This is a genomic window from Streptomyces canus, from assembly GCF_041435015.1.
GTDB classification, from domain to species: Bacteria; Actinomycetota; Actinomycetes; order Streptomycetales; family Streptomycetaceae; genus Streptomyces; species Streptomyces canus_G.
In genome coordinates this window covers 2,414,045-2,438,869 of sequence record NZ_CP107989.1, presented here as the reverse complement: position 1 = coordinate 2,438,869, position 24,825 = coordinate 2,414,045, and the positions used below count along the sequence as shown (strand labels likewise).

Here is a 24,825-nt window from a genome sequence, read left to right as displayed (position 1 = left end):
TCCTAGATCATCACTTTTGGTCTTATGGACTATTCGATGTGCTTGCTAAGTCGGGCCGGGCTCTCCACCGGTTCCGGGGACCGCGTCGGTGTTACGGCCTCGCGACACCGCCGGGCCGCGCCTGCGACGACCGTTTCCAGCGGGCCACGCCCGACGTGCCGCCACGAGAGGGCGAAGAGGAGCGCTCCGGTCGTCATGACGGCGTAGAGGAGCCCGGGCGAGCCGGAGAGTGCGCCGGTGGCGAGAAGGAGCACGTGGGCGACGTAGAGGGTCAGCGGCATGCTGCCCGCCGCCGCGAGCGGCGTGAGCGCCCGCGCGAGGAGGGCGCTCCTGGTCAGCAGCAGGGCGCCGCCGAGGATCGCCGTCGCCGAGCCCAGGGTGAGGAGCATGTCGAAGGGCGTGGTCGCGTGCGGCGCACGGGAGAGCAGCGCCCACCAAGTCGCGCCGTCGGGGCTGTCCCACAGCGCCTCGGCGCGGGAGGCGCCCGGAAACTCCGCACGCCACAGGTGCCGGAGCCCGTCGTACCGGAACAGGACCAGGGACGACACCAGCCAGACGACGGCCGCCAGCGCGAGACCGCCGCCGAAGAGCCGGGGTGCGGCCGTTCGTGACGTCAGGTCCATCCGGCCGAGGGCGAGTCCGGCGCACAGATAGGCGGTCCAGGCCAGGACCGGGTAGTCGCCGTGGACCAGGAGGTCCGACACCAGGCCGAGCGGGTCGGTGAGCACGTCCTGGAGGGTCGGGTCGCCGTCGAAGGCGGGCTCCGGCAGCACGCCCCGCAGCGCGTGCACGGCGAACGGGGCGCCCAGGGCCAAGGCCAGGGACAGGAACGCCAAGGTGCGCGGACCGAGGCCCAGCAGCGGGATCGCGATCAGGAACAACAGGGCGTAGAACGCCAGGATCACGTCCACGTCCAGATCCGCCGCGCGCGAGGCGTAGCCGAGCAGCAGCCCGATCAGCGCGATGACACCGGCCCGTGCCGCCACCGCGGCGGCCGCGGGCCGCCCGGTGATCGGCCGCCGCCCGCCGGTCGTGAAGGCCAGGCCGATCCCGGCCGTCACGGCGAACGTCGCCGAGGAACGGCCGCCCGCGACCATCCAGGCGGGGGTGACCGAGCCGTCCGCGTCGAACGCGCCGAACACGTGAACGGAGAACATACCGAGCAGGGCGAGGCCCCGTGCCACATCGACCCCCACGATTCGCGGCACGGCATGCTTCGGCGCATACGGAACAGGCATGGAAGTTCTCCAGAGAGGGGTGCGACGGAATATCTCCCGCTGTTCACCACGCAGCGGAAAATCATGAAGAAGAACCCCCGTGGTTCCGGTGTGCCGGAAGAAAGAGAAGTGCCGTGAGGCACGGAATGAAATAAGAGAAGGAGCGGTTCGGTTTGTGCCTGAAGTGACCACGCGGTGGGGACGGGGTGGCCTGTTCGAGCCTTGGTCAGGGCTCTGAGAATGCAATCCGAATTGTTTCGACGGGCTCATGAACAGGTCAAGCGCGTTTCGGTCAATGGCGGTTTCTTGCTGGTCGACCGTTCATTGGCGGTATGCCCTGCTCATGCCGTTCGGTGGCGTCACCGGGGAACTCACCAGAGGGGCGGCGCATATGCCGTCCGGCATTCCGCTTTTCACGGACGCGAAATCCGGCCACCGGGTTCATGACAGAAAAGTGGTTCGATTTACTTGGCGATTTCCGCGGGGTTGCCCGGTGTTTTCCGCGGCATGACGGAACCGAACACGAGCGGGCGTTCCCCGCACGGGTGTGCCCCGGACCCGGACCGGGGGATGAGTGCACGCTGCCATGGCGGATACCTTTAGGTCGTGCAGGCAGCAAGCGAATCCCCTCAGCGGCCCTCCGGCCGGCTCCACCGGGCCCGTGTCCTCTACCGGAACGTCTCGAAGCGCCGGACCGCCTGGCTGCTGGTCAAGGACACCGTCAACTCGTGCATCGAGTACCGCATCCTGGGGCTCGCCGCCGAGGCCGCGTTCTTCTCGCTGCTGTCCGTGCCACCGCTGCTGCTCAGCCTCATCGGACTGCTCGGCTACGTCGACGACTGGACCGGCACCGACAGCATCAGCAGCCTGGAGGCCAACCTCCTGGACGCCGCGCGCACGGTCCTGTCCTCCAAGGGGGTACGGGAGATCGCGCAGCCGATCCTCGACGACGTGATGAAGGGCGGCCGTCCCGACGTCATCTCGGTCGGCTTCCTGTTCGCCCTGTGGTCCGGGTCGCGCGCGGTGAACGTCTTCATCGACACCATCACCGTCATGTACGGCCTCGACGGCGTCCGCGGCATCGTCAAGACCCGGCTCGTGGCGTTCGCGCTGTTCATCGCGGCCCTGCTGATCGGCTCGGTGGCGCTGCCGCTGATGGTGGCGGGGCCGGACGCGGTGGTGCGGATCGTGCCCTGGTCGGCGACGGTGGTGCAGGTCCTGTACTGGCCCGTGGTGATCATCCTGTCCATCGCCTTCCTGACCACGCTCTACCACCTGTCGGTACCGGTGCGCTCACCGTGGATCGAGGACGTCCCCGGCGCGCTGGTGGCGCTGGCCATGTGGGTGCTGGGGAGCTTCCTGCTGAGGATCTACCTCCAGAGCACGATCGAGGGCGCGACGATCTACGGCTCGCTGGCCGCGGCCGTGGCGGTGCTCCTGTGGATCGGGGTGTCGGCCTTCGCGGTCCTGGTGGGCGCCGCGATGAACGCCGCGATCGACCGCGTATGGCCTGCCGCGGCCACGGCGGCGGCGCGCGCGGCGAACGAACGGCTGCGGGAGGCGCAGGTCGCGGAGTACGTCGCCCGGGCGGCCGCTCTCCACGACACCGACACCGACCCCGAGGACCCCGACATGCCCTCGGAGTTCCCGGAGAGGTGGTCGCGCTTCCTGCCGCCGGAGGATGTGACGTCGCGGCTGCGGACCCATGCGAAGACGACGCACCCGCCGCAGAAGCCGGAGGACTCCTGAGGGGGGCGGGTCCACTGACCGGGGTCAGAGCTTCCACGTACCCGCGGCCGCCGCCTCCCTCGCGAAGTCGGCGAAGTCCCGCGGCTCACGGCCGAGAACCTGCCGCACCCCGTCCGACAGATACGCGTTGCGCCCGTCCAGCAGCTGCGCGAACGCCTCCACCAGCGCCTCCGCCTCCTTGGCCGGCACCCCGAACCCGACCAGGTTCTCCCCGTACTGCTGAGGCGACACCGCCCGGTACGTCAGTTCCCGCCCCGTCGCCTTCGCGATCTCCGTGACCGCCTCGCCGAACGTCAGCAGCCGAGGTCCCGAGACGGTGACCGTCTCTCCGGCATACCGGTCCGGCGACCCCAGCACGGCCGCCACCACGTCCCCGATGTCCCGCACGTCCACGAACGGCTCCGGCACCTCACCCGCCGGAAACACCAGCTCCCCGCTCAGCCGAAGCCCTTCCACCAACGGCCCCTCGCTGAAGTTCTGCGCGAACCACGCGGCCCGTACGACCGTCCAGTCGGCCCCCGACGCATGCAGTGCCTCCTCCGCGTCCCGCGCCCGGTCCTGCCCCCGCGACGACAGCAGCACCAGCTGCCGTACGCCGATCCCCACCGCCTCCCGAGCGACCGCCCCGATCGCCTCGGCGGCCCCCGGAGCGCCGATGTCCGAGGGGTACACGAGGTACGCCGCGTCCGCGCCCCGCAACACCTCGGCCCATGTCGAGCGGTCCTGCCAGTCGAACCCCTGCGCCCGCGAGGCCGCCCGGACCGTCAGCCCCGCCGCCTCCGCGGACCGCGCCACCCGGCTGCCCGTACGACCCGAGGCACCGGTCACCACCACCGTCATGTTCCGCGCGTTCTGTGTCATGCCGTCGAGTCAACTGCCGCCCGCCGCAAGGGGCCATCGCTGAACGGCTCATTCCCATGCGCGCGCGTCTACGCTGGCCGCATGGACGCTCTGGCAGGCCTGCTGGAAGGACCGCGGGCGCGTGGCGCCTTCATGATCCGTGCGTGTTTCGACCCGCCGTGGGCGCTGCGGGTGGAGGACCGGGCGCCGTTGACGGTCATGCTGATGGTCCGTGGCGACGCCTGGATCGTGCCCGACTCGGGCGAGCGGATCCGGCTGCGCCCCGGCGACCTCGCCATCGCCCGCGGCCCCGACCCCTACACGTGCGCCGACGACCCCGGTACGGCCCCGCAGGCACTGATCCTGCCCGGCGCGGAGTGCCGCTACCCCGACGGGCGGGCCCTGAACGGCTCGATGGACCTCGGGGTGCGCACCTGGGGCGACCGGCTCGACGGCGAGACGGTGGTCCTCATCGGGACGTATCTGATGGAGGGCGAGATCAGCAATCGGCTTCTGGACGCGCTGCCGCCGCTGCTGTCGCTCACCACCGACGTGTGGGAGTGCCCGCTGACCCCGCTCCTCATGGAGGAGATCGTGCGCGACGAGCCGGGGCAGGAGGTCGTCCTGGACCGGATGCTGGACCTGCTGGTCATCGCGGCGCTCCGGGCCTGGTTCTCCCGGCCCGAGGCGGAGGCACCCGCCTGGTACGCGGCGCTGGCGGACCCTGTCGTGGGGCGGGTGCTGCGGCTGGTGCAGGACGATCCCGCGCATCCCTGGACGGTGGCGTCCCTGGCGGCCAAGGCCGGCGTCTCGCGTGCCGCGCTCGCTCGGCGGTTCAGCGAGCTGGTGGGGGAGCCGGTGATGACGTATCTGACCGGATGGCGGCTGGCCTTGGCGGCGGATCTGCTGCGGGGGAGTCCGTCGACGCTCGAGGCGATCGCCCGACAGGTGGGGTACGGAAGCGCGTTCGCGCTGTCCAGTGCGTTCAAGAGGGGATACGGGGTCAGCCCGCAGGAGTTTCGGGTGCGGGCCGGCGGGGGCCGACCGTAGCCTGGTGATGTGTACACGGAACGGGCGTCCCGGCTTGCCGGTGCCGTCATCTGGACCGGTGACGGGGCCGGACGTGTGCTGCCCGACGGGTGCATGGATCTGCTCTGGAACGAAGGGCGGCTGCTCGTCGCCGGCCCCGACACGCGTGCGTACGTCGCCGGCGGCGCCCCGAGCACCTGGGCGGGCGTGCGCTTCTACCCGGGGACCGCGCCCGCCTTCCTGGGCGTGCCCGCCCATGAACTGCGGGACCGCCGCGTCGAGTTGGCCGATCTCTGGCCGGCTTCGGAGGTACGGCGGCTGCGGAGCCGTACCGAGAAGGCCCCCGACCCCGCCACGGCACTCGAAGGGATCGCCCTGGAGCGTGCCGCCGCTCCCGACCCCGTTCTGCACGGCCTGGTGACCGCCCTCGACGCGGGCCGCCCCGTCGCCGCGACGGCCGACGAACTCGGCCTGGGGGCACGACAGTTGCACCGAAGGTCGCTCGCGGCCTTCGGATACGGGCCCAAGACGCTGGCCCGGATTCTGCGGCTGCGGCGGGCTCTCGTGCTGGCCGGTGCAGGGGTGCCGTTCGCGGAGACGGCCGTGCGGTGCGGGTTCGCGGACCAGGCCCATCTCGCGCGGGACGTCAAGGAGTTGGCCGGTGTGCCGCTCGGGCGGCTACTCGCCGTCGGCTAGCGGGGCGTACAGGTCGACGCCGTTGCCGTCGGGGTCGTGCAGCGAGGCGTACCGCTGCCCCCACGCGGCGTTCCACGGCTTGAGCTCACCGTGGAACCCCTCGCCCACCAGCTCCTCGTACACCGCGTCGACCTCGGCCGGGCTGTCGCACCGCAGCGCGAGCCCGGTGCGACTGCCGCCGGACGGTGCCCGCCATCCGGGGTGGAAGGAGCGGACCGTCTCCTCGGTGTCGAGCATCAGCCGCACACCGCCCGGCAGTTCGGCCTCCGCGTGCGGCTGCGTCTGCGACCCTTCGGGGAACGGGAAGCCGAGCCGACGGTAGAAGGCGACGGAGGCGGCCATGTCGGAGGCCACCAGACCGATGGCATCGAATCGTGGAGTCATGCCGCCACCGTAGGCAGCGCCCGGACGACCGGTCTTGAAGGAATCGGACACATCAGCCGAACCGCACCGGCCCCCGCGGAGTGTCCAGCGTGAAGGAGAGACCCACCGGGCCCTCGGTGAGGGTGAGGTCGGCGTCGAGGGCGGCGAGGAGGGGCCGGATCGCGTCCGGGTCCGGTGCGGTCGCGATCAGGGAGAGCAGGGGAGCGGCGGGAAGGCCCGAGGCCGTCGGGTGGGGGGAGGTGCCCCAGTCGATGAGGAAGGGGACCAGGCCGGAGGGGTCCTGGGTGTCGCCGTCCGTGAGGCGCCATTTCAGCAGGGTCCCGTCGGGTGTGCGGCGGCTCATCGGGCGGATCTCGCCGGGATCGTAACCGCGGGCCCGGGCGGTCGCGACCGCCGCGTTCAGGTCGGGCGGGCCGATCGCCCAGGTCACCGTGCGGGCGGTGGCGAGGGTGTCGACGTCGAAGGGGCGCGGCCCCATCGGCTCCGGCTGCTCCGGGTCCGGGCCGATGATCTCCAGATAGGCGGTGCCGCCCAGGGACACGAGATGGTTGCGGGTGCCGAGACCGACGTGCACACCGCCGGGCGCGGGGGTCACGCCGGTGCGCCGGGTGAAGTCGGCGACCGTCGCCGCCAGGTCCGGGGTCGCGAGGACGAGATGGTCCAGCCGTGCGGGAATCGCGTTCACCGCGCCGAGGCTACGCACGGCGACCCGCCCGATGGAACACCCGTACGGCGACACTGCCGGTACTCGAGGCCGGGCGTCCTCGGCACCGGCCCCTCGGGCCCACCTCCGGCGCCACTGCGGCCACCACGGTGCCGTACGGCCAGACCGGGCGGGCCAGGTCCCACAGCGCCGGCAGCCGCGCCTGATCCGCGCCCGTCACCGGGCGCAGCGCCTCCACCGCCCCGCGCGGCGCGCTGCTTGCCCGCTGAGATACCGCCGCCACTTCCTGGGAGACACGGCATCTCGTCGAGCAGCTGCGGCAGCGGCCGCCGGCGCCTCATGGTCGTCCCCCCCACTGCTCCCGGCCGCAACGTTCGACGCCCGCCCGCCCCGGCCGGCTCCCACCGCCCACAGATGACCGAAGGTGAACGAAAGCGGTGGTCAGTGGCCCATGCAGCCGATACGAGGACGTACGGGCCGACCGGGGAGGCGTACGCCGGGGCACGGGTCGCGGCGACGCGATTCAGCCGGCCGGCGGGGCCGTGCTCGCCCGCTCCATCAACCGCGTCGACAGCTCGGTCCGGGTGCTCTCCGGGCGGTCGCCCTCCATCATGCGGACCAGCAAACGCAGGGCCGTCGCCGCCATCTCCGACAGGGGCTGGCGGACCGTGGTGAGGGCCGGGGTGGTCCAGCGGGCCTCGGGCAGGTCGTCGAAGCCCACGACGCTGATGTCGTCCGGGACGCGCAGGCCCCGTTCGGCCAGGGCCTCGTACACGCCGAGGGCCATGCGGTCGGAGCAGGCGAAGACCGCGGTGGGCGGTTCGGGCAGGTCCAGGAGTTCCAGCGTGCGGCGGTGGGCCGCGCTCTCGTCGAAGCCGGCGTGGCGGACGTACTCGGGCCGCTGCCGTATCCCCGCCGCCGCGAGCGCGGAACGGTAGCCCGCCACGCGCGCGCTGCTCCCCAGCTTGCGCTGGTGGCCGGCGACGACCGCGATGCGTTCATGCCCCAGCGCCAGCAGGTGCTCGGTCGCCGTCACCCCGCCCTGCCAGTTCGCCGCGCCCACCGAGACGACGCCCGGCGGAGGCTCCAGGACCGGGTCGATCAGGACGTACGGGATGCGGTGCTGGTCCAGCCAGCCGTACTGCGACGACGTCAGCTCGGCCAGGTTGAACAGCACCCCGGAGGAGCCGCGCGCGGTGAGCTTGTCCAGCCAGCCGCGCTCCGGGCGCCCGGCCCGGGTGCGGTTCGGCCCGGCCGAGACGACCACCTCGAGCCCCGCGTCGTGAGCGGCCGCCTCTGCGCCGTGCAGCACCGCCCCCGACCAGGAGGTCTCCAGCGAGTGTACGACCAGGTCGACCAGTCCCGACGCCTTCGCCGCGTCGAACCTCGGTCTGCGGACGTAGCCGAGCCGGTCCAGCGCCTCGGTGACCCGGCGGCGGGTCTCGGGGGCCACGTCCTCCCGCCCGTTGACCACCTTGGAGGCGGTCGGCACCGACACGCCGGCCTCCCGGGCCACGACCGCCAGCGTCGGACCGGCCGCCACGCTCGCACTCCCCGTGCGGACCATCGGGAACCACCTCTCCGGCCCGCCCGAGGGCCATGAAAGTTTTCGACCAGCGCGGAAACAGTAAGCGCTTCCTACCCTAGGTTCACCCGATGAGGTCGGGAAGAGGTAGGGCTTCGCGGGTCTTCGTGTCCCCCTGACTTTCGAAACTTCGAACGTTGGCCGCAGCTCAGGCGGAACCCGGTGAAGTCGGCCGTGAAGGCCGCGCCGACCAGGTCCACAGCGTGGATTCCGGCCATCGCGCCCGTGAACCGGAGCTTGGATCCGTGGTCGTCGGAGAGGCGGGTGAAGTCCAGTTCCGGGCCGACGGGTGTCCGTGGGCCGGCACCGTCCACGCGCCAGAAACGGGCCACCCCGTCCTCCACGGTGACGCCGAGGGTGAAGGCGCTTTCCGTGGGGACGTCGACGACGGCCACCTGCCGGGTGCTGCCCTCGTCCCGCTCGACCAGACTGAGCACGGTCCGTCCGCCGCCCCGCCACTGCTGGCCGCGCTGCTCCTCGCCCTCGGGCTCCGCCCAGGTCAGGTCGAGGGCCAGATAGGACTCGGTGTTGTACCAGAGCACCAGACCGGCGGCCTGGGTGAACGTGCTCGGCCGCGCCTCCACGGTGACCTCGGCCTCCGCCCGGTGCTCGGTGATCCGCTGGGCCAGCAGACTGTGCGCCCACCACGACTCGGGCCCGTGCCGCCCACGCAGCCGGATCCAGCCAGGACGCGCGGCGGCGTCCACCCACGAGGGATCGGGCGCGGCCCGCAGCGTGCTCCAGGGCCAGTGCAACGGATCGTTCGTGAGTGCGGGTTGTTCCGACGATCGGGGGTGCGGTGGTACGGCGGGCTGGATCGCCGGGTGCGGTTGTGCCGGGGTGCCGGGGTGGGCCTGGGGTCCGGGGTGTGTTGGTGTGCCGGGCTGGGGCTGGGGCTGGGGCTGGGACCATGGGTGGGTCTGCGGGCCGGTCTGGGCCTGCGGGCCGGGAGCTGGGATAACGGGCTGGGTCTGTGATCGCGGGCTTATTGGTGCGGCGGCGTCGATGGCCGGTTGCGGGTGCGTTGGTGCGGCGGTCTCGTCCTCTGGTCGTGGGTGGGTCGGTGTGCCGGGCTGGACCGCCGGATGCGCTGGTGCCGGCGCGCCGATCCGGGTCTGCGGCCCGGGAGGCGCCGGTGTGGCCATCTGGGTCTGTGGTCGCGCGTGTGTTGGTCCGGCGGCGTCGATGGCCGGGTGTGGTGGTGCGGGTGCGGCGGTCTCGTCCTGTGGCCGCGGGTGCGTGGGTACGGCGGTCCGGACCGCCGGGTGCGGTTGTGCCGGTGCGCCGGTCTGGGCCTGTGGCCCGGGATGCGCCGGTGCGCCGAGTTGGGTCTGCAGCGCTGGATGCGCCGGTGTACCGATCTGGGCCTCTGGCCCTCGATGCGCCGAGGCGGCGGCCCCGCCCTCCAGGCGCGGGTGGGTCGATACGTCGACCTCGGTCGAAGGATGCGGACCCCCGTGCCGCAGCCTCGGCCAGCCCTCTGCGTCCCAGGTCACCGGCTGGATCGCCGTCTCGCGGCCGAGTGGGCAGCGGGGGCCGTCCGGTGTGTTCAGGGGGCGGGCCGTGAGGTGACTCAATACCCAGCTGCCGTCGGGGAGTTGGACCAGTTCGCCGTGGCCGGCCTTTTGCAGGGGCAGCGAAGGGTCGTCCCGGGACGTCAGCAGCGGTCGGTCGTCCAGCTCGTACGGGCCGGTGATCTCCCGGCTGCGGGCCACCAGTACCCCGTGCTCGAAACCGGTGCCGCCCTCGGCGAGGACGAGGTGGTACCAGCCGTCCTTGTGAACCAACTTCGGTCCCTCGACGAGCCGTTCGTGCTGGAGCAGCAGGTGCGTGTCACCGACGGGCGCAAGCGTCTCCCGGTCCAGCTCGGTCAGCACGATCCCCGCGAAACGCCGGCCGCCGGGACGGTGGTCGTTCTGGAGGTTGAGCAGCCACAGCCGACCCTCGTCGTCGTGGAAGAGCGCGGGATCGAAGCCATGGCTCGCGATCCGCCGCGGTGCCGTCCAGGTGCCGGCCGCCTCCGTCGCCGTGGAGACATAGGTGTCCGTGTCGAAGTACGGCGTTCCCACCGAGCGGACGATCGAGTAGACCACCCAGAACCGCTCGCCGTCCCAGCTCAGGGAGGGTGCCCAGATGCCGCCCGAATCGGGGACGCCCGCAAGCGAGTTGCCCGGGACGGCGCCTTCGACATGGCCCGCGTACTCCCAGTGCGCGAGGTCGCGCGAGCGGTGCAGCGGGATCGTCGGGAACCACTCGAAGGAGCTGGTCGCCACGTAGTACCAGTCGCCGACGCGGACCATCGACGGGTCGGGGGCGAAGCCGCGGATCACCGGGTTGTGCAGCAGGGTCACTTGAGGGCTCCGAGGGTGACTCCGGAACGCCAGTAGCGGCGCATCGCGACCATCATGATCGCCATCGGGACGATGGACAGCAGGGCGCCGGTGAGGACCAGACTGGTGAGGTCGACTCCGGACTCCAGGCGTTTGCCGGACCAGTTGTAGAGGCCGATGTTGAGCGTCCAGTTGTTCTCGCCGCGCAGCACGGTCAGCGGCAGGAAGAAGGCGTTCCAGGTGTTCACGAAGGCCAGCAGGAACACCGTCGCGCCACCCGTGGTCATCATCCGCAGCACGATGCTGAAGAAGATCCTGAGCTCCCCGGCACCGTCGATACGAGCCGCCTCCAGGAGCTCGAAGGGGATCGTGGCCTCGGTGTACACCTTGGCGAGGTACACGCTGAACGGGTTGATCAGACAGGGGATCAGCATCGCCCAGGGCGTGTCCACCAGGCCGATCTCCGAGAACAGCAGGTACAGCGGCAGCGTGAGCAGCGCGATCGGGATCAGGAAGGAACCGACCACGCACGCGAAGACGAGGTTGCGGCCCGGGAAGTCGAAGCGCGCGAGGCCGTAGCCGGTCGCCAGCGCCAGCAACGTGCCGCCCAGCGAGCCGACACCGGCGTAGAGGAAGGAATTCGCCGTCCAGCGCAGGAAGATGCCGTGCTCGTAGGTGAACAGCTGATGCAGGTTGTCCCACAGATGCCAGCCGGAGAACCACAGCCCGTTGGACTGGTAGAGCCCGGTGCGGTCCTTGGTGGCGGCGACGATCAGCCACCACACCGGAAAGAGGCTGTAGACGCTCGCGAGGGACAGCCCGACGAGCAGAAACCGCTGTCCGCCCCGCGAACGGGCCGCCGGATCGGGCGCGGTGAGCCGACGGACGGGCCGGGTCTTCGTGGGTTCCTCGATGAGGGTCATCAGTCGGTCTCCTTCGAGGTGAACCGGTAGAACAGGAAGGAGGCGACGCCGAGGATCAGGGCGAGCAGCACCGAAAGGGCCGCCGCGTAGTGGTAGTTGCCGGCGTTGAACGCCTGGTTGTAGATGATCATGATCGGGGTGAATGAGTCGCTGACCGTCTGCGGGGTGACGTTCCGGAAGAGCGCGGGCTCGTTGAAGATCTGGAGCATCTGGATGATGGAGAGCATCCCCGTCAGCACCAACGCCCCCCGCACGAACGGGATCTTGATGCTGCGGGCGATCCGCAGCTCGGAGGCCCCGTCCAGCCGCGCCGCCTCGAACAGGTCGCGGGGCACGCCCTGGAGCGCCGAGTAGATGATGACCATGTTGTAGCCGATGCCGTGCCAGGTCAGCAGGTTGCCGATGGACGGCCACACCATCGAGGGCGCGAAGAAGTTCCAGGAGAACCCGAAGATCTCGCCGAGCGGGGTGAGCGGGCCCACGTCCGGGCTGTAGAGGTTCAGCCACACGATCGCGGCGACCACACCGGGGATCATGTACGGCACCAGCAGCAGAATCCGGAACCGGCCGGCCATCCGGGAGCTCAGCGCGTCCAGGAACAGGGCGAGGACGAGACTGACCAGCAGCATGATCGGGATCTGCACGCAGGCGAACAGCACCACCCGCAGCACGGATCCCATGAACGCCGAGTCGGTCAGCCCCTGTTGGTAGTTGTCCAGACCGGAGAACTCGTCGGTCGTGCCACCGAGCCCCAGCCCGGAGGACTGCGACCGGTACAGCGACTGGTAGACGGCGTACCCGATCGGCAGCAGGTACAGGAAGACGAAGCCGAGCTGGAAGGGCACCGTGAAGGCGGCACCCTTCCAGCGCAGAGAGCGAATCATCAGTAGCAGCCCTCAGCCTCTAGCCCTTGACGCTGATGCCGCGGGACTTCAGGTCGTTGACCGTCCACTCCTGCATATGGGCCAGGAGCTGGGTCACCGTCTGCTCCTTGCTGACCACCTTGGCCCAGCCGGCCTGCATCTCGGTGAACATCGCGGTCCAGTTCGGCCCGAAGGTCCAGTCGGTGGTGACGGTCTTCAGACTGTCCTTCACGATCTGCTGCGCCGGCTGGTAGTTGGAGCCGAGCAGTTTCTGGGAGACCGCCTCGGGCACATACGCGTCACTGTCGGCCAGCGCCGGCATCACGCCGTTGCCCGTCTCCGGGTTCGCCATCGTCTTGACCGCACCGGTGTTCGTGGACATCCACAGCGCTGCCTCGGCGGCCTGCTCCTGGTTCTTGCACCCCTTGGTCACCAGCGTCACACTGCCGGTCAGGTTGGTGCCCGCCGGGGTCTTGGCGGCCTCACCGGTGAACGTCGGCCAGGGCGACAGCCCCCAGTCCCCGAAGGACTTGGTGAAGTTCTGCACCATGCCGGCCATCTGCCACGTCGAGATCTGCCGGGTGGCGGTCCCGCCGTTGTCGTAGTTGCGCTGCACGGCCGCGTAGTCGGCGAACGACAGCTTGGAGTTGAGGTCGTTGTCGATGATCTCCTGGATCACCTTGGCGGCCTTCAGCGTGCCCGCGTCCTGGAAGTCCACCTTCCAGGAGTTGCCGTCGATGGAGTACCAGTGCGCCCCGGCCTGCATGGCCAGCACCTCGAGCGTGCTCGGGTCCTCGCCCGCATAGTTGGTGATCTTGATGCCGTGCTTCTTCAGCTCCTTGCCCGCGGCGATGAACTCGTCCCAGGTCGTCGGGGCCTTGATGCCGTACTTCTTGAGGATGTCAGTGCGGTAGATGGTGAAGTTCGGCGACGAACTCGTCGGCACGCCGTACGACTTGCCCTGCACCTGCGCACTCGCCCACGACCCGGTGTTGAACTTGCTCTTCTCGCCCTCGACGTACTGGGTGATGTCGGCGAGCGCGCCCTGCGCGACCCAACTGGTGACGTATTCGGCGGTGTTCTGGACCAGACAGGGCGCGTTGCCCGCCTTGACCGCGTTGGTCAGCTGCTTCTGCATGGTCAGCTGGTCGGTGACCTTCGTGTACTTCAGCTGGATGTTCTTGTGCGAGGCGTTGAACGCCTTGACGACCGCGTCCTGGCCGTTGGCCCAGCCCCAGAAGGGGAGGGTGACGGGCCCCGACGACTGCGAGTCGCCGGAATCGTCCGACCCGCCGCACGCGGTGAGCAGACCTGACAACGCGAGTCCCGCAACGGCGACGCGGGCGAACCTTCTCCGGGGGCTGCTGAAGTTCATCTGACCGTGTTCCTTCGGAAAGTAGGGCGTCTCGGAGAGGAGAGAGGGGATCGGCGGCTCGGTGTCGGCCGGAAACGGCGGCCGGAAGTTCCATCGGCTCGCGGTTGCGGGGGGTCGGCCCAGCAGAAGCTGTAGTAACCGGTTGCTGGGACGGTAGGCCGACGGTCCCGTGGTTAGCAAGAGGTAGACGGCAATTTGTTACGCCGGTTTGTCCGTGGGGTTAGGCCTGTGCGCGGGTCGCGCGACGGCAAGAAACCTGGCGTACTGCCAGTTCAGAGACCTGAGGACACGATGAACGCAAGACCCGGCGGTCCGCCGGGTCGGCTCTGTCCCACCCTGATGATCTGTGGAAACCGTTTACGAAACGATCTCTTTCTTCCGTGGCTAGCGGGGCTGTGCGGGCGGGCGTACGGAGTGCCGTACGACGACATGGGTGCCCAGCACCAGATGGTCCCCGTCGGCTCCCTTGCGCCGCGCCCCGCCGCCCTCACGCCGATCGGCGACGGCCCGCAGGGCGACCCGTCCCATCTCCTCGTAGGGCACGTGGACGGTGGTGAGCTGCGGGGTGAGCTGGGAGGCGAGCGGGATGTCGTCGTACCCGACGATCGACACGTCCTCCGGCACCCGCAGCCCGGCCGCGCGCAGGGCCTGCATGGCACCGGCGGCGACGACATCGGTCCCGGCGAGGACGGCGGTGAAGTCGAGTCCGTCGCGCAGGCATTCTTCGACGGCCGCGTACCCGTGCTCGTAGTCGTAGGGGCCGTGCCGCACCATCGTGGCCTCGAACGGCACGCCGTACGCCTCGAAGGCGCGCCGGGCCCCGTTCAGCCGCCCCTGGGCGGTGGTGAGTTCGGCATGCCCCGGCAGCACGAGCACCTTGCGGTGCCCGGCCGACAACAGATGGCTGGCCATGGCGTAGGCGCCGCCCTCGTTGTCGTAGTCGACGGTGGTGGCCGGCACGGCACCTTCCAGCGGGGGCCGTCCCACCAGCACGAGATGTGACCCGGCGGCGTCCAGGGAACGGGCGAACCGGGCCATGCGCAGCTGGTACTCGTCGTAGTCGTAGGCGCCGCCGAGCAGCACCACGGCCGCGACTCCTTGCTGGCGCATGAGGTTGACGAGGGCGAGCTCGCGCTCGGGATCGTCCCCGGTGGTCCCCACGAGGGAGAGCCAGCCGCGCAGTGTCGCGGCGCCTTCAACCCCCTTGGCGACGTGGGCGAACGCGGCACCGGTGATGTTGTTGATGAGGATCGCGACGGTGGGTGTGCCGCCCCCGGCGAGCGACCGGGCGTGCGCGTTGGTGACGTAGTCCAGGTCGCGCACGACCTTCATCACCTTGCGGCGCAGGTCCTCGGAGACCGGATAGTTCCCGGACAGCACGCGCGACACACTGGCCACGGACACCCCGGCCCGCTCGGCCACGTCCCGGATGGTGGCCCGTCCGACGTCCCCGGACGCCTTGCGCTGACTCACCCTTGCGGCTCCTTAACGGTAGTGGCCCGGCCACACAGGACCCAGGGTCCGGAAACCGTATCCCATTGTTACTCCAGCACGATTCCGACGGCGTAGGTACCGACCGGCGGCAAGTGCCCACCAGGCTCCACTGCACCCCGGACACCGACTGAGGCGCCCCCGGAGGCGACCGAACCAATGTGGTGCGGGCAAGCGCAGTGACCCGGGAGCAGGTGATACAGCCGGGGTGACTGAAGTGACCCGGGAGCAGGTAATACGGCAGGCGTGACCGCAGCGACCCCCGCCCGCCTCAAGCCACCCGAGCCATATCCGCATATCGCACCTCATGCTCCAACCCCACCCCCGTCACCACCCGTTCCAGCTCCTCCACCACGATCCGCCCGAGCCGTTCCAGTTCGTTCCCGAGCGACCCGGCGATGTGCGGGGTGAGGAACACGTTGGGCAGCCGGTACAGCGGCGACCCCGCGGGCAGCGGCTCGGGCTCGGTGACGTCGAGCACCGCACGCAGCCGTCCGGAGACCACCTCGTCGGTCAGCGCGTCGGGATCGACCAGCGCTCCCCGGGAGGTGTTGATGAGCACGCCCCCGTCCCGGATCAACCCGAGTCGGGCCCTGTCGAGCATCCGATAGGTGTCCGGAATGTCGGGCGCATGCAGCGAAACGATGTCGCTGTGCCGCAACAGGTCGTCCAGCGAAAGGAGTTCGGCCCCCAGCGCGGCGGCCTCCGCGGGACTCACGTACGGGTCGTGCAACAGGACCGTGAAGTCGAACGGCCGCAGCAGCTCCAGCAACCGCCGCCCCACCCGGGACGCCCCGATGACCCCCACCCGCCGCCCCACGTTCCCCATGGCCGCGGTCTCGGCGGGCGGCGGATACGCATGGGTGGTCCGGAACCGCTCGCGGTGTTCGAAGGCCTCCTTCCCGCACAGCAGGATCATCGCGAGCGTGTACTCCGCGACCGGCAGCGCGTTGCCGGTGACGGCGCTGGAGACGGTGATCCCGCGTTCCCACACGGCGTCGCCGACGAGGGAGCGTACGGATCCCGCGGCGTGCAGGACGGTCCGCAGCCGGGGCGCGGCGGTGAGGACGCCGGCGTCGAGGCGGGGGCAGCCCCAGCCGGTGATCAGCACGTCGGCCCGGGCCAGGGCGTCCGCCGCGACGGGGTCGGTGAAGTCCTGGACGACGAGCGCGGGGTCGAGGCCGGCGGCCTCGCTCAGCCGGGTCATCAGGGGTGGGGGGAAGAGCAGAGGGAGGTGCACGGGATCCATCGCGAACACGGCCCTGGGTGGCTGCGGGCTGGGCATGTCACTCCTGACGCACTGAGTGGAAACAGTTTCTGAAAACGTCTTCTACGGCAGATCTACCGTAGGTCTGGCCTCCAGGGGTGGTCAATCGCTGAAGAGGCCTGGATGACAACCGGTTTCCCGCCCATGGCCATGTCGGCGAGGTTACACAGTCTTTTCGAAAGTTCGTCAAGCCTCTTGACGCCGTTTCCAGCCAGGGCCGAAGCTCTGCCCCAACGCGGCAACCGGTTGTCTACCGGCCCACCGCGTCCCATGAACGGACAGATCAGGAGGTGGTGCGCCGTGCGCCCACATGCCGGTGCCGCCGTGAGCCGCCGCCGTTTTCTCTCCCTTTCCGCCGGCGGTGCCGTGGCGGGGGCGGCGGCACTCAGCGGCTGTGCGATGCGGGTGTCGAGCGCGGTCGGCGGCTCCGGCGAGACCGTCACGGTCATGGCCAAGGCCGACGACTTCTCGCCGGAGCTGATCAAGCAGGCCCAGAAGGACATCGGCGTCAAGATCAACACGGTGCTGTACAGCACCAGCAAGCTGATCGCGATGATGACCAACGGCAATCCGCCCGACCTGGTGCGCGGTGTCGGCGCCGTGGACGCCCCGTACTACGCGGCCCGGGGCGTGATGGAGGATCTCGACCCGTACTTCGCCAAGAGCAGCGTCCTCGGTCCGGCCGACCTGGACCCGGTCAACGACCTGTGGCGCTACGACGGCCGTACCCAGGGCAAGGGCCCGCGCTACGGCATGGCGAAGGACTTCTCCCAGGACTCGATGTTCTGGTACAACACCGCGCTGTTCGACCAGGCGGACGTCGACTACCCGCCCGAGCTGGACCCGGTCACCTACGAGGAGTGGCTGGACAAGGCCGAACGGCTCACCCGCCGCAAGAACGGCCAGACCACCGTGTTCGGCGGCAGCTACAACGGCGTGCTCACCCCCAGCCTCCTGGCGAGCCTCACCGTGGCCGCCGGCGGGAACCTCTTCACCGACGACTACGCGCGCGTCGACTTCACCACCCCGGAGGCCCGTAAGGCGCTCGGCTGGTACATCGACTACTGCCGGACGAAGGTCGGGCCCAGTATCATCCAGCCCGACCCCAACACCTGGGACGGGCCCACGTTCCAGGCGAACCGGCTGGCCATGTCGAACTCGGGCTACTGGCTCGGCGGCCTGATCAACGCGGACAAGAAGCTCGCGCCGCTCTCCCGGCTCGCTCCCGCTCCGTACTTCGAGGGCGGCCGACGGGTCAGTCCCTGCCAGGCCGGCACCGGCTTCTGGATCCCGAGCACATCGCACCACAAGGACGCCGCCTGGCGGGTCTTCGAGTGGTTCTTCGGCGAGGCGCCGGCCAAGGCGCGCGCCTCCGGCGGCTGGGGCATCCCGACCCTGAAGTCGCTGCGCCCGCTGATGCCGGCCCAGGAGGACTACCAGAAACGGGTGTTGACGGTGCAGGAGGCCGAGCTGAAGCACTACTCGGTGATCGCCTTCACGCCGTACGCCACCGCGGACTCGCTCCTCGCCCTCTTCAACCAGATCGCCCCGGCCGCCATGAACGGCCACCTCTCCGTCGACGCCCTCGCCGGGCGTCTGAACTCGGCCATGAACGATCAGCTCAAGCGTGGTAAGGAGCAGGTGGGATGACGGTCGATCAGATTCCGTCGGTCGTGGACCGGCGCGGTTCCGCCCCGGCGGCGGGGTCGGCCGCCTCCCGGCCGCGCACCTCCATCGCCACCCGCAGGCACCGGGCGTTCTACATGTTCGCCTCGCCCTGGATCATCGGCTTCGCGCTGCTGACCATCGCCCCGATGGCGTACGCGCTGTGGCTGAGCTTCACCACCTTCGACGGCATCTCGCCCCGCTGGCACTACGTGGGATTCGGCAACTACCGCGAGCTGTTCTCCGACGCGCAGACCTGGAAGTCGCTGGGCCGCACGGGCCTGTTCGCGATCACCTCGGTGCCCCTGTCGATCATCGCCGGACTCGGGCTCGCCGTACTGGTGAACCGGCCGCTCAAGGCGCGTGGGCTGTTCCGCACCCTGCTCTATCTGCCGGCGGTGGTGCCCCCGGTGGGCGCGGGGATCGCGTTCAAGCAGCTCTTCGACCAGAACTCCGGTGCCGCGAACGGGGTGTTGAACCTCTTCGGCATCGACGCCCTCGGCTGGCTCGCCGACCCCTACGCCCGCTACGTACTGATCATGACGGTGCTCTGGACCGCCGGGAACATCATGATCATCTCGCTGGCCGGGCTCCAGGACATCCCGCGCGAGTTCCTCGAAGCGGCCCGTATCGACGGCGCGAGCGCCTGGCGGAGCTTCCGCAGCATCACGGTGCCGCTGCTGTCGCCGGTACTGCTCTTCCAGACCGTGACCGGGGTCATCGCCTCGGTGCAGACCATCATGCCGTTGCTGCTGGCCCCCGACCCGACCCCGGCCGGCATCACCGCGCTCCCGCAGTCCACCTACCTCTACATGATGCACGTGTTCGCGGAGTACTTCGCGTTCGGCCGCTACGGCTACGCCTCCGCGCTGCTGTGGGTGCTCTTCGTCCTGATCCTCGTCGCGACCGGACTGATCTTCAAGGCCACGTCCGGCGTGGTGTTCTACAACGTCGACCCGGAGGCGAAGAAGTGACCGCCACCAGCCTCACCCCGAGGCGCGGCCCGCGCCTGCGCGTCAACCGCCTCGTCCTGTACACGGTCCTCGTCGCGATCACCGGCCTGTTCCTCGGCCCCTTCGGCTGGCTGGTCATCTCCGGCCTCAAGACCCCGGCCGAGCTGGCGGCCTCGCCGGTGCACTGGCTGCCCGACCATGTGCAGTGGCACAACATCGCCGACGCCTTCAACCTCATCGACTTCCTCGGCTACGCCCGCAACTCCCTGATCATCGCGCTCATCTACGCCACCCTCGTGACGCTCAGCTCCGCCTGGGTCGGCTTCGGTTTCGCCCGCCTCGAAGCCCCGGGCAGGAAGACCCTGTTCGGCATCCTGCTCGGCTCGATGATGCTGCCCCAGATGATCACCCTGCTGCCGACCTACCTGATCTTCGCCAAGCTCGGCATGGTCGACACGTACTGGCCATGGGTGCTGTGGGGCCTGTCCTCCGCCCCCTATCTGGTCTTCCTCTTCCGGCAGTTCTTCGCGGGGCTGCCCCGGGAACTGGAGGAGGCCGCGATCGTCGACGGCTGCGGCTACTCGGGCATCTTCTGGCGGATCTTCCTCCCGCAGTCCTGGCCGGTCCTCTCCGCGAGCTTCGTGATCGCCTTCACCTGGACCTGGGGCGACTACATCGCCCCGCAGCTCCTGCTGTCCACGGACCGCACCACCCTCGCGGTCGCCGTCATGTCCACCTACGTCACCTCGGCCGGCACCCCTGTCACCAACCTCCAGGCCGCGGCCTCGGTGATGTACGTCGTGCCGATCCTGCTGATCTTCCTCGTCGCCCAGCGCGGTTTCGTCGCCGGCATGTCGACGACCGGCCTCAAGTAGCCGTCCCCGTAACCCTGTTCGCAAGGAGTTCCGAATGAACACGCCGTTGTCCCGCCGTACGGCTCTCCAGGCGGCCGGCGCCACCGTGCTCGCCGCCGGCCTCACCAACCTCACGGCCACGGCGGCCCGGGCCGACGACACAGCCGTCACGCCGAAGCTGGTCACCTACCCCCGCCCGTCCGCCATGCCGACCAACACCAGCTTCAAGGTGCGCGTCCGTAGCGCCCCCGACGGCGAGTGGCAGACCCTCGACATCTGGCGGCCCCAGCTGGGCGAGATCAACCCCACCACCGGGTCGAGCAAGACCTACAACTCCTCGCTGGCGTACTTCGACTTCCAGGGCTCCGTCGAGGTCGAGATCACCTACCTCAAGGGCGGCACCACCAAGGTCCGGGTGCGGCCGGACTCCTACGGCATCACGCCCGAGGTGCTCGGTGACACCCTGCGCTTCACGCTCGACCAGCCGCGCAACCTCGTCGTCCAGATCAACGACGACATCTTCGACTGTCTCCACCTGTTGGCCCGCGCGATCGAGAAGAACAAGCCCGCGCAGGACGACCCGGACGTCCTCTACTACGGCCCCGGCGTCCACACCACCGCCGACGGCACCCTGCTCGTCCCCTCCGGTAAGACCGTGTACCTCGACGGCGGCGCCGTCCTGAAGGCGACCGTGATCTTCCGGAACGTGGAGCACGCCGGGATCGCCGGCCGTGGCGTGCTCGCCGGGACCGCGGGCGGCGGGGCCCTGGTGGAGAGTTCGCGGAACATCTCCATCGGCGCCGTCACCGTGCTCAACCCCAACGGATACGCCGTCCAGCTGGGCGAGGCCACCGGCGTCACCATCAAGGGGCTCGGCTCCTTCAGCTCCAAGGGCTGGGGCGACGGCATCGACGTGTTCTGCTCCAGCAACGTCGTCATCGACGGCGTGTTCATGCGCAACTCCGACGACTGCATCGCCCTTTACACCCACCGCTGGGAGTACTACGGCGACACCACGGACATCACCGTCCGCAACTCCACCCTCTGGGCGGACGTCGCCCACCCGATCAACGTCGGCACCCACGGCAACACCGACAACCCCGAGGCACTGAAGAACCTGCGCTTCAAGAACCTCGACATCCTCGACCACCGCGAACCGCAGATGAACTACCAGGGCTGCATCGCCCTCAACCCCGGCGACTCCAACCTGATCAAGAACGTCCGCATCGAGGACGTGCGGATCGAGGACTTCCGCTGGGGCCAGGTCATCTACATGAAGGTCATGTACAACACGAAGTACAACACCTCGGTCGGCCGCGGCATCGAGAACGTCTACGTCAAGGACCTCAGCTACACGGGCACGAACGCCAAGCCGTCGCTCTTCCTCGGCTATGACGCCCACCACGCCATCAAGGACGTCACCTTCGAGAACCTGGTGGTCAACGGCCTCGTCGTCGCCGACTCGATGAAGAAGCCGAGCTGGTACTACACCACGGACACGATCCAGTGGTTCTCCAACGAGCACGTGACGAACCTCAAGTTCCTCACCACCGCCGAGGCCGAGGCGGCCGCCGCGTCATGAGCACCGTGCCCCCGAGAACCCTCGCTCCGAGCCGCCGGGGCTTCCTCGGCGGCACGGCCGCCCTGCTGCTGGTGGCGGGCGCGAGCGGACTGCTCGCGCCCGCCACCGCCCGGGCCGCCGACCAGAAGTCCGGCAGCCGTGCCTTCACACACCCGGGCCTGCTGCACAGCGCCGACGACCTCGCCCGTATGAAAGCCGCGGTCGCCGCCAAGCGGCCCCCGGTCCACGACGGCTACCTGGCGTTCGCCGCCCACGCGCGCTCCCAGTCGACGTACCCGATCCAGAACACCGGCCAGATCACCTCCTGGGGCCGCGGCCCCACCAACTTCCAGAACCAGGCCGTCGCCGACTCGGCCGCCGCCTACCAGAACGCCCTGATGTGGGCGGTCACGGGCAACCGCGCCCACGCCGACAAGGCCCGCGATCTCCTGAACGCCTGGTCGGCCTCCCTCACGAAGATCACGGGAGCCGACGGCCCGCTCGGTGCCGGGCTCCAGGCCTTCAAGTTCGTCAACGCGGCCGAACTGCTCCGCCACACCGGCTACGACGGCTGGGCCGAGACGGACATCGCCCGCTGCGAGCGGTCCTTCCTGGACGTCTGGTATCCGGCCGTCTCCGGCTACATGCTCTACGCCAACGGGAACTGGGACCTGACGGCCCTTCAGACCCTTCTGGCCATCGGCGTGTTCTGCGAGGAGCCCACTCTCTTCGAGGACGCGCTGCGCTTCGCCGCGGCCGGCGCGGGCAACGGCTCCCTCGCCCACCGCATCGTCACCGACGAGGGCCAGGGCCAGGAGGCCGGCCGCGACCAGGGCCACGAACAGCTCGCGGTCGGCCTGACCGGGGACATCGCCCAGGTCGCCTGGAACCAGGGCGTCGACCTGTGGGGCCACGACGACCACCGGATCCTCGCCAACTTCGAGTACGCGGCCCGCTACAACCTCGGGGGCGACGTTCCCTTCACCCCCGACCTGGACCGCACCGGCAAGTACATCAAGACGACCGTCTCCGCGATCGGCCGCGGCACCCTCCCGCCGGTCTACGAGATGGCCTACGCCCACTACGCCGGTGTCCGCGGCCTAGACACCCCGTACACGAAGGCGGCCGTCTTCCGCGGCACCGGCGGAGCCCGGGTCGTCGAGGGCAGCAACGACGACCTGCCGAGCTGGGGGACCTTCACCTACGCGGGAACCACGGCACCCTCGCGGACCGTACCGGCCGCACCCGCGGGGGTCACGGCGACGGGCGACCGTACCCACGTCACCGTGAACTGGCTGCCGTCCACCTGGGCGACCGGGTACACCGTCCTGCGCGCCACACGCCCCGAAGGGCCCTACGAGAAGCTCGCCTCCGGCATCGACAAGCCCACGTACACGGACGACCGGGTGCGCGCGGGACGGACGTACCACTACACCGTCAGCGCCACCAACTCCCAGGGACACAGCGGTGATTCGGCCGCCGCCTCCGCCACCGCCGGTCTCCCCGAGCCCTGGTCGACCCAGGACATCGGGGACGTCCGGATCCCCGGTGCGGCCGTCTTCGACGGTGAGCGGTTCATGCTCGAGGCGAGCGGCAGCTCCGACACCCACCGGCTCGTCCATCTGCCGCTGCGCGGCGACGGCTCGGTCACCGCCCGGATCGTGTGGCCGCTGAGCTCGCAGTACTCCAAGATCGGCGTCAGCCTCCGCGACTCCCTCGACGCGGACGCGGCCCACGCGGCCATGGTGATCCAGGGGCTGCCACTGCACACCTGGAGCGGGGTGTGGACCGTACGGCCGGCACGGGGAGCGGAGGTCTCCGCGACCGGCAGCACACCGGTCCCGCCCTCGCAGCAGACGGCGATCACCACGAGCGCCTCCTTCCCGATCTCCGGTCTCGGTGCCCTGCCCGAGTCGGCGACCCCGCTGGAGGCCCCGTACGTCGAGGGCGCGGGCGACGGCTACCGGCTGCGCACGCCCTACTGGGTGCGGGTGACCCGCAAGGGCCGCCGCTGCACCGGGGCGATCTCCCCGGACGGCATCCGCTGGACCGAAGTCGGCTCCACCGAGGTCGAGTTGGACCGCACCGCATACGCGGGCCTCCTCCTCACCTCCTGCCTGGGGGTCGACGCGGACTACGCCGAGACGGGCACCGGCGCCTTCGACAACGTCACCGTGGTCTCCGCCTCCGCCGGCGAGATCTGGTCCGTTCCCCAGCCCGCCCGCACGGCAGGGGACCTGAAGGCGACGACCGGCGCCGACGCCGTCGAGCTGGCCTGGACCGACCCGGACCTCTCCGCCCGCTACAAGGTCCTGCGCGCCACGGACTCCGACGGCCCCTACGTCACCCTCGCGACCGGCGTCGGCCCGGTCGGCTCCGGCACCCGCATCCAGTACGCGGACGCCACCGGTACGCCGGGCACGCCGTACCACTACGCCGTCGCGAAGACGAACACGGCCGGGCGGGGCCCGCTCTCGGAACCCTCCTCCGCGGTGATGCCGACCCCCTCCCTGCCCGAACTCACCTCCGCGACCACGGCGTTCACGAACAAGGGCGCCCCTTTCCGGCACCTTCTGCGGGCCTCCCACGAGCCCGTACGGTTCACCGCCACCGGTCTCCCCGACGGCCTCGGCGTCGACAGGCGCACCGGCCTGATCCACGGAACCCCGCGCGAGACCGGCGAGTTCACCGTCACCACCACCGCCGGGAACGCGGCGGGCGACGGCACCGGAACCCTCACCCTCACCGTCGGCACACCCCCGCCGGCCCCGTGGACGTACGGTGACCTCGGCGACGTGGTCCTCGACGACCGCGCCTTCGGGACCCTGGGCGTGGCCGCGATCCTCACCCCCGGCAGCACCGCCCACGAGGACGGGACCTTCGTGGTGCGGGGCGCGGGTGTGGATCTGACCGTCAACAACCAGGGAATGACAGGGCAGTTCGTACGGCGGCCCGCCGCCGGTGACTGCGAGGTCACCGCCCGGCTGGTCTCCCGTACCGGAGTCACCGCCGACCGCGTCGGGCTGCTGATGGCGAAGTCGCTGTCGCCGTTCGACCAGGCGGCGGGAGTGATCGTCACCGACGGCACCACCGCTCAGCTGATGCTGCGCAAGACCGTCGCCGGCGCCTCCGTCTTCTCCGGCAGCGGCGCCGTCCGACTCCCCGCCCTGCTGCGGCTGAAGCGCACCGGGACCCTCTTCACCGCATCCGTCTCCGGCGACGACGGCGCCACCTGGACCGACCTCGCCTCCGGCGAGATCCCCGGCTTCGGCGACGCCCCCTTCCACGTCGGCCTGGTGGCCTGCTCCCGCAGTCCGCTGGCCCTCGTCACCTCCGAGTTCGACGAGGTGAGCATCACTCCCATCTGATTCCCCCCACG

The 24,825-nt window shown here is 70.1% G+C and carries 19 protein-coding genes; 8 read left to right on the top strand and 11 right to left on the bottom strand.

The annotated features are described in order from the left end of the window. Positions 1-29 precede the first annotated feature (29 nt). A complete protein-coding gene (locus OG841_RS10880) occupies positions 30-1,238 on the bottom strand; it encodes a heparan-alpha-glucosaminide N-acetyltransferase domain-containing protein (RefSeq protein ID WP_328641602.1) in 1,209 nt (402 codons plus the stop codon). Between the two features lie 585 nt (positions 1,239-1,823). On the opposite strand from OG841_RS10880, the gene OG841_RS10875 reads away from it, so the two are divergent. Next, positions 1,824-2,966, top strand: coding sequence for a YihY/virulence factor BrkB family protein (locus OG841_RS10875; protein WP_328641603.1), 1,143 nt, complete (start codon positions 1,824-1,826; stop codon positions 2,964-2,966). A gap of 24 nt (positions 2,967-2,990) precedes the next feature. Here the strand turns inward: OG841_RS10875 and OG841_RS10870 are convergent, their stop codons facing one another. Continuing rightward, entirely contained in the window at positions 2,991-3,827 is an 837-nt protein-coding gene (locus tag OG841_RS10870; RefSeq protein ID WP_365122117.1) for an NmrA family NAD(P)-binding protein, read from the bottom strand. 81 nt (positions 3,828-3,908) lie between these two features. Between OG841_RS10870 and OG841_RS10865 the strand changes: the two genes are divergently transcribed. Beyond that, positions 3,909-4,856 (top strand): AraC family transcriptional regulator, encoded by a 948-nt coding sequence (locus OG841_RS10865; protein WP_328641605.1) that lies wholly within the window; start codon positions 3,909-3,911, stop codon positions 4,854-4,856. Positions 4,857-4,865: 9 nt separating this feature from the next. Continuing rightward, a complete protein-coding gene (locus tag OG841_RS10860; protein WP_371564653.1) occupies positions 4,866-5,531 on the top strand; it encodes a DUF6597 domain-containing transcriptional factor in 666 nt (221 codons plus the stop codon). On the opposite strand, the gene OG841_RS10855 is transcribed toward OG841_RS10860, so the two are convergent. From OG841_RS10855 to OG841_RS10815, 9 genes are all read right to left on the bottom strand, one after another. Continuing rightward, complete coding sequence (locus OG841_RS10855) at positions 5,514-5,915, bottom strand: VOC family protein (RefSeq protein WP_328641607.1); 402 nt, start codon at positions 5,913-5,915, stop codon at positions 5,514-5,516. The two genes, OG841_RS10860 and OG841_RS10855, sit on opposite strands and share 18 nt — an antisense overlap. A 52-nt stretch (positions 5,916-5,967) precedes the next feature. Further along, a complete protein-coding gene (locus OG841_RS10850) occupies positions 5,968-6,600 on the bottom strand; it encodes a VOC family protein (RefSeq protein WP_365122125.1) in 633 nt (210 codons plus the stop codon). Between the two features lie 502 nt (positions 6,601-7,102). After that, complete coding sequence (locus tag OG841_RS10845; RefSeq protein WP_365122128.1) at positions 7,103-8,146, bottom strand: LacI family DNA-binding transcriptional regulator; 1,044 nt, start codon at positions 8,144-8,146, stop codon at positions 7,103-7,105. A 71-nt stretch (positions 8,147-8,217) separates the two neighbouring features. Further along, a complete protein-coding gene (locus tag OG841_RS10840) occupies positions 8,218-10,515 on the bottom strand; it encodes a glycoside hydrolase family 43 protein (RefSeq protein WP_365122131.1) in 2,298 nt (765 codons plus the stop codon). Then, positions 10,512-11,417: a carbohydrate ABC transporter permease gene (locus OG841_RS10835; protein ID WP_371564649.1), complete on the bottom strand. Its 906-nt coding sequence runs from the start codon at positions 11,415-11,417 to the stop codon at positions 10,512-10,514. Before OG841_RS10835 ends, OG841_RS10840 begins: the two co-directional genes overlap by 4 nt. Next, positions 11,417-12,301, bottom strand: coding sequence for a carbohydrate ABC transporter permease (locus OG841_RS10830; RefSeq protein WP_057611021.1), 885 nt, complete (start codon positions 12,299-12,301; stop codon positions 11,417-11,419). The genes OG841_RS10835 and OG841_RS10830 overlap by 1 nt, the downstream gene beginning before the upstream one ends. Before the next feature lie 19 nt (positions 12,302-12,320). After that, positions 12,321-13,655, bottom strand: a complete 1,335-nt coding sequence (locus OG841_RS10825) for an ABC transporter substrate-binding protein (RefSeq protein ID WP_371564646.1) — start codon at positions 13,653-13,655, stop codon at positions 12,321-12,323. A 384-nt stretch (positions 13,656-14,039) separates the two neighbouring features. Then, a complete protein-coding gene (locus tag OG841_RS10820; RefSeq protein ID WP_057611019.1) occupies positions 14,040-15,128 on the bottom strand; it encodes a LacI family DNA-binding transcriptional regulator in 1,089 nt (362 codons plus the stop codon). Positions 15,129-15,417: 289 nt separating this feature from the next. Beyond that, entirely contained in the window at positions 15,418-16,431 is a 1,014-nt protein-coding gene (locus OG841_RS10815) for a hydroxyacid dehydrogenase (protein ID WP_328641613.1), read from the bottom strand. 282 nt (positions 16,432-16,713) lie between these two features. On the opposite strand from OG841_RS10815, the gene OG841_RS10810 reads away from it, so the two are divergent. The 5 genes from OG841_RS10810 to OG841_RS10790 are packed head-to-tail and all read left to right on the top strand — an operon-like array spanning position 16,714 to position 24,814. Next, entirely contained in the window at positions 16,714-18,063 is a 1,350-nt protein-coding gene (locus OG841_RS10810) for an extracellular solute-binding protein (RefSeq protein ID WP_328641614.1), read from the top strand. Further along, positions 18,060-19,052, top strand: coding sequence for a carbohydrate ABC transporter permease (locus OG841_RS10805; protein WP_328641615.1), 993 nt, complete (start codon positions 18,060-18,062; stop codon positions 19,050-19,052). The genes OG841_RS10810 and OG841_RS10805 overlap by 4 nt, the downstream gene beginning before the upstream one ends. Then, entirely contained in the window at positions 19,049-19,906 is an 858-nt protein-coding gene (locus tag OG841_RS10800) for a carbohydrate ABC transporter permease (protein WP_328641616.1), read from the top strand. Before OG841_RS10805 ends, OG841_RS10800 begins: the two co-directional genes overlap by 4 nt. A 34-nt stretch (positions 19,907-19,940) precedes the next feature. Beyond that, positions 19,941-21,467, top strand: a complete 1,527-nt coding sequence (locus OG841_RS10795) for a glycosyl hydrolase family 28 protein (protein WP_371564635.1) — start codon at positions 19,941-19,943, stop codon at positions 21,465-21,467. After that, the gene (locus tag OG841_RS10790; protein WP_371564631.1) at positions 21,464-24,814 is read left to right on the top strand and encodes an alginate lyase family protein; all 3,351 of its coding nucleotides are present in this window, start codon (positions 21,464-21,466) and stop codon (positions 24,812-24,814) included. Before OG841_RS10795 ends, OG841_RS10790 begins: the two co-directional genes overlap by 4 nt. Positions 24,815-24,825 lie beyond the last annotated feature (11 nt).